This is a genomic window from Dyella sp. AtDHG13, from assembly GCF_003201105.1.
Classification (GTDB): domain Bacteria; phylum Pseudomonadota; class Gammaproteobacteria; order Xanthomonadales; family Rhodanobacteraceae; genus Dyella; species Dyella jiangningensis_B.
In genome coordinates this window covers 164,959-179,407 of record NZ_QICJ01000002.1, presented here as the reverse complement: position 1 = coordinate 179,407, position 14,449 = coordinate 164,959, and the positions used below count along the sequence as shown (strand labels likewise).

Genomic DNA, 14,449 nt, shown 5'->3' with positions numbered 1-14,449 from the left:
GACCTTGCCTCCGATGAATGCCAGCGAAAATCCGTCGATCTTGTTCGTCTGCCTGGGAAACATATGCCGTTCCCCGCTGGTGGAGGCCGTGGCGCGCCAGCGCGGGGCCGCGGCGGGCCTGACGTTGACGCTGGCCTCCTGCGGCACGGGGCGCTGGCACGTGGGCAAGGGCGCGGACCCGCGCATGGTGCGAGCCGCGGCCGATGCGGGGTACGACCTTTCGCCCCATCGGGCGCGCCAGGTACAGCCTTCCGATTTCGAGCAGTTCGACTGGGTGCTGGCCATGGACCGCGACAACCTGGAGGCCCTTGAGCAACTGCGGCGCGGGCGCGGCGCGCAAGCCACCCTGTTCCTGCCCTGGGCCGGCGTGACGGGCCTGGATGAATTTCCCGATCCGTACTTCGGCACCGAGCACGGCTTCCGTGACGCCGTGAGGCTGGCGGAGCAGGGCGTGGATGGCCTGATCGCGCGCCTGCGGCGCCAGTGAACGGATAGAATGGCGTGATGCAGTCCACTCCGCCGCAGGCCTTCGATGGCAAGGCTTTCGTAAAGACCCTCACCACCTCGCCCGGCGTCTATCGTTATTTCGACGAGGAAGGCGACCTGCTGTACGTCGGCAAGGCCGGCAACCTGAAGAAGCGCGTCGGCAGCTATTTCCTCAAGCCGCGCATGGAGCCGCGCATCGCGGCGATGGTGTCGCAGATCGCGCGCGCCGAGATCACGGTGACGCGCACCGAGGGCGAGGCGCTGCTGCTGGAATCGCAGCTGATCAAGTCGCTCAAGCCGCGCTACAACATCCTGCTGCGCGATGACAAAAGCTACCCGTACATCTATCTGTCGGGCGGCGAGGATTATCCGCGGCTGGCCTTCCACCGCGGCGCGCGCAACATGCCCGGGCGCTATTTCGGACCGTACCCCAGCACCTTCGCCGTGCGCGAAAGCCTCAACCTGATGCAGAAGCTGTTCAAGGTCCGCCAGTGCGAGGACAGCTATTTCAGGAACCGCTCGCGCCCGTGCCTGCAGCACCAGATCGGCCGGTGCACCGCGCCGTGCGTGCAGCTCATCACGGTGGACGACTACCGCAACGACGTGCGCCACGCGGAGATGTTCCTCGAAGGGCGCAGCAGCGCGGTGATCGACGAGCTGGCCAGCCAGATGGAGCAGGCCAGCAAATCACTGGAGTTCGAACGCGCGGCCTCGCTGCGCGACCAGGTGGCGGCCTTGCGCAAACTGCAGGCGGAACATCACGTGCAGGGCGCCAGCGCCGACATGGACGTGCTGGCCTGCCGCATCGAAGCGGGCCTGGCCTGCGTGAGCGTGCTGTTCTTCCGCAACGGCATCAGCCTGGGTACGCGCGACTTTTTCCCACGCCTGCCGCTGGATGCCGAGCCCGCCGACGTGCTGGAACAGTTCATCGCGCAGTACTACCTCGACCGCCCGGTGCCGCGCGAACTGATTCTTGGCGAGACGTTGCCGAGCCAGCAGATCCTGGGCGAGATGCTGGCGCAGCAATCCGGTCACGCGGTCGAGCTGAAATCGAGCGTGCGCGGCGAGCGTGCGCGCTTCCTGCAGATGGCGGAACGCAATGCCCAGGCTTCGCTCACCGCCAAGCTGGCCAGCCGCCAGACGCTGGGCGCGCGCTTCGACGATCTGCAGAAGCTGCTGGAATTGAGCGAGCCGCCGCGCCGCATCGAGTGTTTCGACATCAGCCATACGCAGGGCGAACTGACGGTGGCGTCGTGCGTGGTGTTCGGGCCGGAGGGGCCGGAGAAGTCGCACTACCGCCGTTTCAACATCACCGGCATCACGCCGGGCGATGACTACGCGGCCATGCACCAGGCCCTGGTCCGGCGCTTCCGCAAGGTCGCCGAGGGCGAAGGCGCCAAGCCCGACGTGCTGCTGATCGACGGCGGCGGCGGGCAGGTGGCCCAGGCGCTGGACGTGCTGCGGGAGCTTGGCGTGACGGGCATCCACGTGGTCGGCGTGGCGAAGGGGCCGGGCCGCCGTGCGGGTGAGGAAACGCTGGTGCTGGCCGATTCCGGCCGCAACCTGCATCCCGGTCCGGCATCGCCGGCCCTGCACCTGGTGGCGGCCGTGCGCGACGAGGCGCATCGCTTCGCCATCACCGGGCACCGCAAGCGCCGCGAGAAGGCGCGTGAACGCAGCGTGCTCGAGGACGTCCAGGGCGTCGGCGCGCGTCGCCGGTCGGCTTTGCTAAAGGCCTTTGGCGGCCTGGCCGGCGTGGAGGCGGCGGGCGTGGAAGAGCTGACCCGCGTGAAAGGCATTGATCGCGGGCTGGCCGAACGCATTTATGCTGCACTCCATGGCTGACCGGCGCGCACGCGCACGCGGCATGTCATTCCGGCGAAAGCCGAAATCACGCATGATCGAGGGCAGGGCAACAGCCGATTCGATGATGGCCGATTCACCCTGCTGACTGCTTCGACCCGGAAAGGATTTATGCGCATCAACCTGCCCACCTGGCTGACCCTGTTCCGCGTGCTGCTGTTGCCGGTCATGGTGGTGGTGTTCTATTGGCAGTTTCCGGGCCACAACATCACTGCAGCCATCGTGTTCCTGCTGGCCGCCATCACGGACTGGCTGGACGGCTACCTGGCCCGGCGCATGAACCTCACCTCGGCGTTCGGGGCCTTTCTGGATCCGGTGGCCGACAAGCTGATGGTGGCGGTCACCCTGTTCCTGCTGGTGGAGACCCACCGCGGCGGCTGGCCGGGCATCCTGATGGCGGTGACGGCGGCGATCATCGTGGGACGCGAGATCAGCGTCTCGGCCCTGCGTGAATGGATGGCCGAGATCGGCATGCGCTCGACGGTCAGGGTGGCCTTCATCGGCAAGCTGAAGACGGCCATGCAGATGGTGGCCCTGGTGGTGCTGATCGTGCAGCACGAAAAGAGCGCCGAGGCGCTGCGCCTGTACCACATCGGCGAGGGCCTGCTGGTCATCGCCGGCATACTCACCATCTGGTCGGGCCTGTACTACCTGCGAGCCGCCTGGCCTAGCCTGCAGGGTGACGGGACGGGCCGCCCGCTGCCCCGCGGCGAAGACTGAACTTCTTTGTGACAGGTGCTTGACGGCCGCGCATTACCCATTACAATGCGCGACTCCGATGCGGGAATAGCTCAGTTGGTAGAGCACGACCTTGCCAAGGTCGGGGTCGCGAGTTCGAGTCTCGTTTCCCGCTCCACATTCGATGGATCGAAGCATCGCGGTCCACCAAAGAAGCAGCTTTGATGGCTGCTTTTTTGTTGCCTGAAAGAAAGGCACCGAAGCCATGTAAGGTTTTCGATGCGCCGAGGGACTCTCCGAACCCGCTTACGAAAGGAGATCGTCCCATGGCAGCCGTCCTCGAAAGCCCCGCCCTGGCTGTACCGGCGCGCAGAGTGGCCCACTGATCCCGCGCGGTGGCAGGCCGATCCCAAACTCAAGCTGATACTGGTGCTGCAATTTGCCGTGAATGGACCGTTGGTGGCTGCGATCCTCGCGTTTTGCATCTGGTACATCAGGCGCCAGCGTGCGGGCTGCGTGAATCCGCACGCTGGCTCCTGTGTCAGTGGGTGAGCTTGCGATGCTCGATGGCCTGCTTCCGGTAGAACGGATAACAGATGCCCAGGCACACGAACCACACGGGCGTATAGATCAGGCCCTGCAAGGTGTCTTCCTTCTGCGCGAACACCCATAGCACGAAGGCGAAGAAGGCCAGTACCAGCCAGCACATGAGCACGCCGCCGGGCATCTTGAAGATCGATGCGGCATGGCGCTCCGGGTGCAGTTTCCGGTAGCGCATGTAGGCGATCATGATCAGCGACCACACGAAGATGAAGCAGATGCTGGAAATGGTGGTGACGATGGTGAAGACCTTCATGACGTCGCCTTCCTGGTAGAGCAGGAAGACGCCGATGAAGAGCAGTGCGCAGGAGTAGGCCAGGCCGTTGGCCGGCACGTTGGCGTTGCTGAGCTTGGCGAACGGACGCGGCCCGAGCTTGCCGGCGGAAAGGCCGTAGAGCATGCGTCCTGTCGAATAGATGCCGCTGTTGGCCGACGAGGTGGCCGAGGTGAGCACCACGAAATTGATCAGGCTGGCGGCAATCGGAATGCCGATCAGCATGAACAGGTTGACGAAGGGGCTGCGGTCCGGCGCCACCTGGTTCCAGGGCGTCACCGTCATGATCACCAGCAGGGCGAGCACGTAGAACACGATCACGCGGATCGGGATGGAGTTGATGGCCTTGGGCAGCGTCCTTTCCGGATCGCGCGCCTCGGCCGACGCGGTGCCGACCAGCTCGATGCCGACGAAGGCGAATACCGCGATCTGGAACGCCGCCATGAATCCGCTGCCGCCATGCGGGAACCAGCCGCCGTGGGTCCACAGGTTGGAGACCGCGGCCTTGGCGCCCGAGGGCGAGGTGAAGCCGATGGCGATCAGTACGATGCCGATGGCGATGAGCGCCACGATGGCGATGATCTTGACCAGCGCGAACCAGAACTCCATTTCGCCGAACAGTTTCACCGTCAGCAGGTTCAGGCTGAGCAACAGCCCGATGCATACCGCGCCGGGCAGCCACAGTGGAACGTGCGGCGCCCAGAACTGGATATAGCCCGTGATGGCCGCCACGTCTGCGATGCCGGTGACTACCCAGCAGAACCAGTAGGTCCAGCCGGTGAAGAAGCCGGCGCAGGGGCCCAGCAGGTCGTAGTTGAAATCGACGAACGACTTGTAGTGCAGGTTGGACAGCAGCAGCTCGCCCATCGCGCGCATCATGAAGAACAGCACGCTGCCGATGATGGCGTAGGCGAAGATCACGGAGGGGCCCGCCAGGCTGATGGTCTTGCCCGAGCCCATGAACAGGCCGGTGCCGATGGCGCCGCCAATGGCGATCAGCTGTAGGTGGCGGTTGCGCAGGTTGCGCTGCAGGTGGTGCTCGCTGCCTTGCGCGGCAACGGCGGTCTCGTGGTTCTGCATCGGCGGTCCGGTCCCCTCGGAGGCGTGGCGAAGGGGCCATCCTAAATGATTTCGCGACCGGGCTAACCCGCGAGGGCTACTGCGCGTCGTGGAAAATCACGCCCAGCGTATGGCGCTGCCCCTCGCGGACCCGGCTGACACCGTGCCGCATCGCCACGCGGTAGGTGCCGCGCGTGCCGTGGACGGGCCGTTGGTTGACTGCGAAGATCACCGCGTCGCCCTGGCGCAACGGAACCACTTCGATGCGCGACTGCATGCGCGGGCGTTGCTCGGTCAACACGAATTCGCCGCCGCTGAAATCGCGTCCGGGTTCGGAAAGCAAGATGGCCACCTGCAGCGGAAATACGTGCTCGCCGTACAGATCCTGGTGCAGGCAGTTGTAGTCGCCGGGGCCGTAGCGCAGCAGCAGCGGAGTGGGGCGCCGCTGCTCCGCGGCATGGCAGCGGGCGAGGAAGATGTCGAGCGAGTCGGGAAAGCGGGCGTCGATGCCCAATTGCGCATTCCACGCGTTCGCTACGACCGCAAGGTGCGGATAGATCCGCGTGCGCAGCCGTTGCACGAGTGCAGGGAGCGGATAGGCAAAGTACTTGTACTCGCCGCGTCCGAAGCCATGCCGGGTCATCACCACGCGGCTGCGGAAACCTTGCTCCTGCGCGTACAGCGCCGATATCGCGACGCACGCATCGGGTTCCAGCAAGCCGGGGAGCACGGCGTTGCCCGAGGCGTTCAATTGCTCGGCAACCGCGAGCCAGTCGCAGTCATGCAGGCGTTGATCGAGCGGATGCGTGGTGGATGTCGTGATCATGCGAAGGCCAGGGTATACACACGATCAGCATGCCCAACGCATACGGACGAAGCCATCCGATTCTTGCGCCGCATTGCGTAACGGCTCGAGCAGGCGATTACCAGATCAGGTCGTCCGGCACCTTGAACTGGCTGTAGAACTCGTCGTCCTCGCTGGCCGGCTTGCTGTCCGTGGCCTTGCCGTGATCCAGCACGATCAGCGTCGCGTCGCGCTCGCGGATCTTGTCGGCAGCGCCACGTGGCAGCAGTTCGTAGCCATCGCCCGAGCGCACGAGTACCAGGATGCCCTTGGCCAACTGCGTGCGCAGGGTGTCATTCACCAGCATGCTGTGGATCTTGTCCCCATCGGTGAAGCGGTAGCTGATCTCGCCTTCGCGCTTGACCTTGTTGGCGTCGATGATCTGGCGCACTTGTGCGGCGATTTCGCGCGCCTGTGCCTGCGCGTTGCGCTCGGCGGCCAGGGCGCGGTCACGCTCGGCCTTTTCGGCCTGCAGTCGCTGGGCGTCGATCTTCTCCGCGCTGTCTGGCGTCGCGCCCTTGCCCTGGCGCTGCTTGGCCTGCTCGCGCGCGATCTGGTCGACCTTGCCCTTCTTGGCGAGACCGGCCTTGAGTAGTTGTTCCTGCAGAGGGTTGCGCATGGAAAGGTCCGTAAAGCGTGACTGGCGATTGTAGCGCCGTTCCGCGTTGGCCTCCGAGCCCGCTCAGCGCCGGCGAGACCGCGCGTGGCATCATGACCACGGCAGGGCGCGGGCGCCCGCAGGAAAGGACAGGCCGTGATACCGAACTTCTCCGATCATTCCGCCAACGAGCGTACCTACCTGGCCTGGGTGCGCACCGCGATTTCGGTGATGGCGTTCGGCTTTCTACTGGAGCGTTTCGACATCTTCCTGCTGTTCACCACGCGAGCCTCCGAACACGTGGCCGAGGGGCTCCGCACGCGCGCCTCGCAATGGCTGGGCCTGGGCCTGCTGCTGGTGGGCGCGCTGATGATCGTGGGCGCCACGCTGCGCTTCTATCGCAACCGGCGCGCCATCGAGTCGGCGACGCCCGCGATGTATGGCGATTCGTGGGTGGCGCGGGCGATGGCTGTATTGCTGGTGTTGATGGCGATTTTCCTTACGGGGTATGTGGCGAGGCAGATCGCGGCGTTGAGTTGATGCAGGAGGCATCAATACCCCTCACCGTCATGAGTGTTCCTCATCGTCAATGTCCCTCACCGTCATTCCCGCGAAAGCGGGAATCCAGTGCCTTTATGACATGACGCAGAAAAGCAAAGACGCTGGATTCCCGCCTTCGCGGGAATGACGGTGAGGGGAAATGAAGCGGTGAGGATTGGGCGAAAAAAAAGCGCCGTATCGCTACGGCGCTTTTCCATTTCCACGGGTGGCCTTTCGATCAGAGCGCCTCAAACACACCCGCCGCACCCATGCCGGTGCCGATGCACATGGTCACCATGCCGTACTTCTGCTTGCGGCGGCGCATGCCGTGCAGCAGCGTGGCGGCGCGGATGGCGCCCGTGGCGCCCAGCGGGTGGCCCAGGGCGATGGCGCCGCCCAGCGGATTCACCTTGGCCGGGTCGAGGCCGAGGTCGCCGATCACCGCGAGCGCCTGTGCGGCGAAGGCTTCGTTCAGTTCGATCCAGTCCAGCTGATCCTGGGTCAGGCCGACCTGCTTGAGTGCCTTCGGAATGGCTTCCTTCGGACCGATGCCCATGACCTCGGGCTTCACGCCCGCCACCGAGTAGCCGACGAAGCGGCCGATCGGGGTGAGGTTGAACTCCTTGATCGCCTTTTCGCTGGCAAGGAGCAGGGCGCCCGCGCCGTCGGACATCTGCGAGGAGTTGCCGGCCGTCACCGAGCCGCCGAACTTGTCGTTGCGGAACACCGTGCGCAGCTTGGACAGCACTTCCAGCGTGGTGCCGGCGCGCGGGCCTTCGTCGGTGTCGATCACGCGGCTGTCGGTGGTGATGCCGCGCGTGGCGAGGTCGGGGTAGTGGTCATCCAGCTGGAACGGGGTGATCTCGTCCTTGAACTCGCCGGCGGCGATGGCGGCCAGCGCGCGGCGGTGGCTTTCCACGGCGAACGCATCCTGCTGCTCGCGCGTGACCTTCCACTGCTCGGCCACCTTCTCGGCGGTGATGCCCATGCCGTAGGCGATGGCCACGTCTTCCTTGTTGGCGAAGATGGCGGGATTCATCGCCACCTTGTGGCCCATCATCGGCACCATGCTCATGCTTTCGGTGCCGGCGGCGATCATCAGGTCGGCCACGCCGAGCTGGATGCGGTCGGCCGCCATGGCGATGGCCTGCACGCCCGACGAGCAGAAGCGGTTGATGGTGACGCCCGGCACCGTGTAGGGCAGGCCGGCGAGCAGGGCGCCGATGCGGGCGACGTTCATGCCTTGCTCGGCTTCGGGCATGGCGCAGCCGACGATCACGTCTTCGATGCGATGCGGGTCGATGCCCGGCGCCTGCGCCATCACGGCGCGGATCACATGGGCGAGCATGTCGTCCGGACGGGTGTTGCGGAACACGCCGCGCGGCGCCTTGCCGACCGGCGTGCGGGTGGCGGCGACGATGTAGGCGTCTTGCACTTGCTTGGTCATGGTTTTGCTCCGTTGGAGCCGGGAATGGAGAATCGGGAATAGGGAATAGATGGGTTCCCCAAACGTCTCGGTATTTCCGGCTCTGCTGAATTCAAAAAGGTGATAGTGGAAAGGGAAGTGAGTTTCGGTGCGCGGGTTTTCCCATTCCCGATTCTCCACTCCCTATTCCCTGCAAACCGCTCAGTTCCTGAGCGGTTTGCCCGTCGTCATGGTGTGCGCGATGCGCGCCTGCGTCTTCTCGGTCTTGGCCAGCTCCACGAAGTGCTTGCGCTCCAGCTGCAGCAGCCATTCCTCGTCCACCAGTGAACCGCGTTCGATCTTGCCGCCGCACAGCGTGTCCGCGATGCGCGTGGCGATGGCCACGTCGTGCGGCGAGGCGAAGTAGCCCTCGGCGAGGTTGGCGAGCGAGGCCTGGAACGTGGCGGTGCCCACGTCGCCGGCCACCGGGATGTTGCGGTTCATCATCGGCGGACGCCAGCCGCTTTCGGCCAGCGACAGCGCGACCTTCTTGGCGACATACAGCAGCTCGTAGGCGTTGAACACGACCACGTCGCTGTCGCGCAGCAGGCCCAGCTGCTTGGCTTCCATCGCGCTGCCGGAGACCTTGGCCATGGCGACGGTCTCGAACACCTTCTTCAGCGCCTCGAACGGATCTTCCGGGTTGGCCTTCGCCGCGCGGATGGCCAGTTCGTGCAGGCCGCCACCGGCCGGCAGCAGGCCCACGCCGGCCTCGACCAGGCCGATGTAGCTTTCCAGCGCCGCCACGGTACGGGCCGAGTGCATCTGGAATTCGCAGCCGCCGCCCAGCGCCAGGCCGCGCACGGCCGACACCACTGGCACCAGCGAGTGCTTGATGCGCATGCTGGTGGCCTGGAAGTTGGCGACCATCTTCTCGAAGTCGTCGAACTTGCCCGCCTGCAGCAGGCCCAGGGCGCCCTTGAGGTCCGCGCCGGCCGAGAACGGCTCGCCGGTCTGCCAGATCACCACGGCCTTGAGTTGCTGCTCGGCGATGTCGATCGCCTGCTGCACGCCGTTGAGCACGTGGTCGTTGACCGTGTTCATCTTGGTCTTGAACGAGATGATGCCCACGCCGTCGTCGCCCAGCGTCCACAGGCGCACGCCGTCGTTTTCCCACACCGTGGTGCCCTGGCCGAACTTCTCGCCCAGGATGGGATCGGGGAACAGCTGGCGCTGGTACACCGGGTGCTGCGAGCGCGGCTTGTCGGCGTTGGCGCTGGCCGAGTACGAGCCGTTCTTGCCATGCACGCCGCTGCGGCCGTCGGTGACCCACGCCGGCAGCGGGGCCTTGCTCATGGCCTTGCCGGCGGCGATGTCCTCGGCGATCCAGCCGGCCACCTGCTGCCAGCCGGCGGCCTGCCAGGTCTCGAACGGACCGAGTTTCCAGCCGTAGCCCCAGCGTATGGCGAAGTCCACGTCGCGCGCGGTGTCGGCGATGTCGGCCAGGTGATAGGCGCTGTAGTGGAACAGGTCGCGGAAGGTCGCCCACAGGAACTGCGCCTGCGGGTCATTCGACGCGCGCAGCTTGCCGAACTTCTCGGCCGGATCCTTGATAGCGAGGATGGCGGCGACTTCGTCCGACGCCTTCTGCTCGGACGGACGGTAGTCCTGCTTGGCCACGTCGAGCACGACGATGTCCTTGCCGGCCTTGCGGTAGAAACCCGCGCCCGTCTTCTGGCCCAGCGCGCCCTTCTCGATCAGGGCGGAGAGCCACACCGGCGCCTTGAAGTACTCGTGCCACGGGTCATCCGCCAGCGTGTCGGCCATGGTCTTGATCACGTGCGCCATGGTGTCCAGGCCCACCACGTCCGCGGTGCGGTAGGTGGCGCTCTTGGGGCGGCCCACGGCCGGGCCGGTCAGCGCATCGACGGTGTCGAAGCCCAGGCCGAACTGCTGCGTGTGGTGCATGGTGGCCAGCATCGAGAACACGCCGATGCGGTTGCCGATGAAGTTCGGCGTGTCCTTGGCGTACACCACGCCCTTGCCGAGCGCGGTGGTAAGGAATGCCTCCAGGCCTTCCAGCACGTTCCTGTCGGTCAGCTTGGTCGGGATCAGCTCGACCAGGTGCATGTAGCGCGGCGGATTGAAGAAGTGCACGCCGCTGAAGCGGTGGCGCATCTCCTCCGGCAGCGCCTCGGCCAGGCCGTTGATCGACAGGCCCGAAGTGTTGGACGCGATCACGGCGGTCGGCGACAGGTGCGAAGCGATCTTCCTGTAGAGATCCAGCTTCCAGTCCATCCGTTCGGCGATGGCCTCGATCACCAGGTCCACGTCCTTGAGCTGGTCCAGATGCTCGTCGTAGTTGGCCGGGATGAGGGTGGCGGCGACGTTCTTGTCGGCCAGCGGGGCAGGCGAGAGCTTCTGCAGGTTGGCGATGGCCTTCAGCGCGATGCCGCTCTTGGGACCTTCCTTGGCGGGCAGGTCGAACAGCACGGTTTCCACGCCGGCGTTGCTCAGGTGCGCGGCGATCTGCGCACCCATGACGCCGGCGCCGAGCACCGCGGCCTTGCGGATACGTAGCGCTTTGGGGGTGGATGGAGCGGTCATTGGCTTCTCCGTAATGCGAAACGCTGGGGGTGATGGAACGTTGGGTAGCGGGACGGGCGGCCGGGGCCGCCCGAAAGAATCCGGGTGGGACGCGATCAGGGGGATTTGAGGCCCGCGGCGGCAAAGCGGATCAGGTGCTCGGCGGTCTGCTCGCGGTGGCGCTGCTCGGGCACGTCGCTCTTGCGCTGGATCATGCCGAAGCCGGACATGGCATGGGTCAGGGCGCCGGTCACCAGGTCCACGCGCCAGTACAGCTCCTCCTTGCTCAGGTGGGGCAGCAGGCGCGCGAATTCGGCGGTGAACTGGCGCATCACATGGCCGTAGTTGTCCGACAGGAACTTGCGAAGGGTGTCGTCGTGCTCGGCGAAGGCGCGGGCCAGCACGCGCATGAAGAGCGAACCATTGCCATCGTGGGAAAGCTCCAGTGCAGGCACGATGAAGGCGGCCAGCACGTTCTCGATGGTGGTGTCCGGTTCCCCGGCGATCTTCTGCAGGGCCGCCATGCGGCGCCCGTTGAGCTGGTCCAGGCGGCGGCGGAACACCTCCTCGATCAGGCGGTCCTTGGAGCCGAAGTGGTAGTTCACGGCGGCCAGGTTGACCCCGGCGGCGGCGGTCAGCTGGCGCAGGGAGGCGCCTTCGAAGCCATGGCGGGCGAACAACTCCTCCGCCGCGCCAAGAATGCGTTCCTTGGTGGGCATGGAAGCAGTGGAGACTGGCATGGTCCGCAACCCCGGTCGGGAATCAAACGATCGTTTGAGGATACGCGGGTCGATTTGGGCCCGTCAAACGGTCGTTTTAGGACGCCTCTTAAAACCACTCCCCGGCTTGCGTATCAGGTAGAATCTGTCAAACTTTCGTGAGCTAAATCCGCATATCTAGGCAGGATTTGGCGTAACTTCGTCGGCAACGACCGACCGCCCACTCAGATACCAGTTTTTTCCCGGAGCAGACCCACATGGCGCTGGAGCGCACCCTTTCCATCATCAAGCCCGACGCCGTCGCCAAGAACGTGATCGGTGAAATCTATGCACGCTTCGAAAAGGCTGGCCTGAAGGTCATCGCCGCGAAGATGAAGCAGCTCTCGCGCGCCGAGGCCGAAGGCTTCTATGCCGTGCACAAGGAGCGTCCGTTCTTCAACGCGCTCGTCGAGTTCATGATCTCCGGCCCGGTGATGATCCAGGTGCTGCAGGGCGACAACGCCATCCTCAAGAACCGCGAGCTGATGGGCGCCACCAATCCGAAGGAAGCCGCGCCGGGCACGATCCGCGCCGACTTCGCCGACTCCATCGATGCGAACGCCGTGCACGGTTCCGACGCCGCCGAAACGGCCGCCGTGGAAATCGCGTACTTCTTCGCCACGACGGAAGTACATTCGAGGTAAGTGCGTTCATCCGTGAGCGCGGAAGATCGAGATGCGGCCATCCGTGGCCGCACTCTTCGCCAAAACCACGTTCAAGGATGGCGTAAGGAAATCGAGGGCGGCATCGAGCCGCGAATTTGAAATGACTGACCAGGCCGTATCCATCACCACCGACAACAGGGTCAACCTGCTCGATTTCGATCGACAGGGCCTGCGCGACTTCTTCGCCCAGCTGGGCGAGAAGCCTTATCGCGCCGAGCAGGTGATGAAGTGGATCTACCACCGCCTGGAAGACAATTTCGAAAACATGACCGATGTCGGCAAGGCGCTTCGAGCCAAGCTCGAGGCGTCGTGCTACATCGGGCCGCCCAAGACCATGTTCGACAAGGGCGCGGCCGACGGCACGCACAAGTGGCTGCTCGGCATGGACGGCGGCAACGCCGTCGAGGCGGTCTACATTCCCGAGCCCACCCGCGGCACGCTGTGCGTGTCCTCGCAGGTGGGCTGCGGCCTGAACTGCCAGTTCTGCTCCACCGCGACGCAGGGCTTCAACCGCAACCTCGCGACGTCCGAGATCATCGGGCAGATGTGGGTGGCAGCCAAATACCTCGGCAACATCACCCATCAGAACCGCCGCATCACCAACGTGGTGATGATGGGCATGGGCGAGCCGCTGCTGAATTTCGACAACGTGACCAAGGCCATGAGCCTGATGCGCGACGACCTTGGCTTCGGCCTGGCGTCCAAGCGCGTGACCTTGTCCACCGCCGGCCTGGTGCCGATGATCGACAAGCTGTCGGAAACCATTGATGTCTCGCTGGCGGTGTCGCTGCATGCCGCCAACGACGAGCTGCGCACCGAACTGGTGCCGCTCAACAAGCGTTACCCGATCGCCGAGCTGATGGCGGCGTGCCAGCGCTGGCTGGACCGCAAGCCGCGCACGTCGATCACGTTCGAATACACCTTGATGAAGGGCGTCAATGACCAGCCCGAGCATGCGCGCCAGTTGATCAAGCTGATGCGTCGCATGCCTACGTGCAAGGTCAACCTGATTCCGTTCAATCCATTTCCTGGCACGCGTTTCGAGCGCTCGGACGCCGAAACCATTCGCGCCTTCCAGACCCAGTTGCTCAATGCCAACGTGTTGACCATGCTGCGCCGCACCCGCGGCGACGACATCGACGCGGCATGTGGCCAGCTCAAGGGGCAGGTATTGGATCGCACCCGTCGCCAGGCCGAGTTTCGAAAGCGTCTGGACGAAGGGGCGAGCCATGCGGCTTGATCGGATCCTGCTGAGTGCGGGTGTGGCCGTGCTCGTCGCGGCGTGTGTGCCTGTGGCCAATACCAACCCCGGCGTGCCGCCGGCGGACAAGATCCCGCGCACGACCAAGGCCGAGCAGAAGCAGGAGGGCGCGCGCGTCCACACCGAGCTGGCCCAGCAGTACCTGGTCAATGGCGACCTGGAAGACGCCATGGTCAAGATCAACAAGGCGCTGCAGTTCGACCCCAACTACGTGCCCGCACACACGGTCGCCGCGGTGATCTACGAGCGCATCAACGACATGCCCAATGCGGAGATGCACTATCGCAAGGCGCAGTCGCTGGCTCCGGACAAGGGCGACACCAACAACAACCTGGGCTGGTTCCTGTGCAGCCGCGAAGGCAAGCCGGCCGACGCCCTGCCGTATTTCCAGAAGGCCGTGGCGGACCCGTTCTACCAGACGCCGGCCCTGGCCTGGACCAATGCCGGCATCTGTGAGCAAAAGGCACAGAACCTGCCGTCGGCCGAGGCGGACTTCCGCAAGGCCATCGAAATCGATCCGAACAATGGCGGGGCGTTGTATCAGCTCGCCAATGTGCTTTATCTTCAGAACGATGCGTTCCGCGCGCGGGCGTTCATCCAGCGATTCGACGCGCTGGGCCAGCCGACGGCGGCATCGCTCAAATTGGGGCACGACATCGAATCACGGTTGGGCAACAGGGATGCTGCTCTCAACTACAGCAGGCGACTGCAAAGCCAGTTCCCGGATTCGGAACAGGCGCGCGCCCTCGACGCAACCGCACGCCAATGACCTCCCAGCAGTCAAATTCGGCCAATAGCGGCAACCGAGAACCTCCTTTCATCCAAGCATCCG

At 64.9% G+C, this 14,449-nt stretch carries 13 protein-coding genes and 1 tRNA gene; 8 read left to right on the top strand and 6 right to left on the bottom strand.

Annotated elements, in window-relative coordinates; translation table 11 throughout:
* Positions 1 to 13 precede the first annotated feature (13 nt).
* The 4 genes from BDW41_RS03565 (at position 14) to BDW41_RS03550 (ending at position 3,205) form a co-directional block, all read left to right on the top strand.
* Entirely contained in the window at positions 14 to 487 is a 474-nt protein-coding gene (locus BDW41_RS03565; RefSeq protein WP_074546686.1) for a low molecular weight protein-tyrosine-phosphatase, read from the top strand.
* Positions 488 to 504: 17 nt separating this feature from the next.
* The gene (gene uvrC / locus BDW41_RS03560) at positions 505 to 2,331 is read left to right on the top strand and encodes an excinuclease ABC subunit UvrC (protein WP_074546685.1); all 1,827 of its coding nucleotides are present in this window, start codon (positions 505 to 507) and stop codon (positions 2,329 to 2,331) included.
* Between the two features lie 129 nt (positions 2,332 to 2,460).
* Complete coding sequence (gene pgsA / locus BDW41_RS03555) at positions 2,461 to 3,069, top strand: CDP-diacylglycerol--glycerol-3-phosphate 3-phosphatidyltransferase (RefSeq protein WP_074546684.1); 609 nt, start codon at positions 2,461 to 2,463, stop codon at positions 3,067 to 3,069.
* A 60-nt stretch (positions 3,070 to 3,129) separates the two neighbouring features.
* Positions 3,130 to 3,205, top strand: a tRNA-Gly gene (locus tag BDW41_RS03550).
* Positions 3,206 to 3,568: 363 nt separating this feature from the next.
* On the opposite strand, the gene cycA is transcribed toward BDW41_RS03550, so the two are convergent.
* The 3 genes from cycA to BDW41_RS03535 form a co-directional block, all read right to left on the bottom strand.
* Positions 3,569 to 4,981, bottom strand: coding sequence for a D-serine/D-alanine/glycine transporter (gene cycA, locus BDW41_RS03545; RefSeq protein ID WP_074546683.1), 1,413 nt, complete (start codon positions 4,979 to 4,981; stop codon positions 3,569 to 3,571).
* Positions 4,982 to 5,057: 76 nt separating this feature from the next.
* Positions 5,058 to 5,786: a 2OG-Fe(II) oxygenase gene (locus tag BDW41_RS03540; RefSeq protein WP_074546682.1), complete on the bottom strand. Its 729-nt coding sequence runs from the start codon at positions 5,784 to 5,786 to the stop codon at positions 5,058 to 5,060.
* A 97-nt stretch (positions 5,787 to 5,883) separates the two neighbouring features.
* Complete coding sequence (locus BDW41_RS03535; RefSeq protein ID WP_074546681.1) at positions 5,884 to 6,423, bottom strand: DUF2058 domain-containing protein; 540 nt, start codon at positions 6,421 to 6,423, stop codon at positions 5,884 to 5,886.
* A gap of 135 nt (positions 6,424 to 6,558) precedes the next feature.
* Between BDW41_RS03535 and BDW41_RS03530 the strand changes: the two genes are divergently transcribed.
* Complete coding sequence (locus BDW41_RS03530) at positions 6,559 to 6,942, top strand: DUF202 domain-containing protein (RefSeq protein ID WP_074546680.1); 384 nt, start codon at positions 6,559 to 6,561, stop codon at positions 6,940 to 6,942.
* Between the two features lie 238 nt (positions 6,943 to 7,180).
* On the opposite strand, the gene BDW41_RS03525 is transcribed toward BDW41_RS03530, so the two are convergent.
* The 3 genes from BDW41_RS03525 to BDW41_RS03515 form a co-directional block, all read right to left on the bottom strand.
* Complete coding sequence (locus BDW41_RS03525; RefSeq protein ID WP_074546679.1) at positions 7,181 to 8,389, bottom strand: acetyl-CoA C-acyltransferase; 1,209 nt, start codon at positions 8,387 to 8,389, stop codon at positions 7,181 to 7,183.
* Positions 8,390 to 8,569: 180 nt separating this feature from the next.
* Complete coding sequence (locus BDW41_RS03520) at positions 8,570 to 10,954, bottom strand: 3-hydroxyacyl-CoA dehydrogenase/enoyl-CoA hydratase family protein (protein WP_074546678.1); 2,385 nt, start codon at positions 10,952 to 10,954, stop codon at positions 8,570 to 8,572.
* Between the two features lie 95 nt (positions 10,955 to 11,049).
* Positions 11,050 to 11,673 (bottom strand): TetR/AcrR family transcriptional regulator, encoded by a 624-nt coding sequence (locus BDW41_RS03515; RefSeq protein ID WP_074546676.1) that lies wholly within the window; start codon positions 11,671 to 11,673, stop codon positions 11,050 to 11,052.
* Between the two features lie 236 nt (positions 11,674 to 11,909).
* On the opposite strand from BDW41_RS03515, the gene ndk reads away from it, so the two are divergent.
* The 3 genes from ndk (at position 11,910) to pilW (ending at position 14,386) form a co-directional block, all read left to right on the top strand.
* Positions 11,910 to 12,335 (top strand): nucleoside-diphosphate kinase, encoded by a 426-nt coding sequence (gene ndk, locus BDW41_RS03510; protein ID WP_074546673.1) that lies wholly within the window; start codon positions 11,910 to 11,912, stop codon positions 12,333 to 12,335.
* A gap of 121 nt (positions 12,336 to 12,456) precedes the next feature.
* Entirely contained in the window at positions 12,457 to 13,596 is a 1,140-nt protein-coding gene (gene rlmN, locus BDW41_RS03505) for a 23S rRNA (adenine(2503)-C(2))-methyltransferase RlmN (RefSeq protein WP_074546671.1), read from the top strand.
* A complete protein-coding gene (gene pilW / locus BDW41_RS03500) occupies positions 13,586 to 14,386 on the top strand; it encodes a type IV pilus biogenesis/stability protein PilW (protein WP_074546669.1) in 801 nt (266 codons plus the stop codon). Before rlmN ends, pilW begins: the two co-directional genes overlap by 11 nt.
* Positions 14,387 to 14,449: the final 63 nt, after the last annotated feature.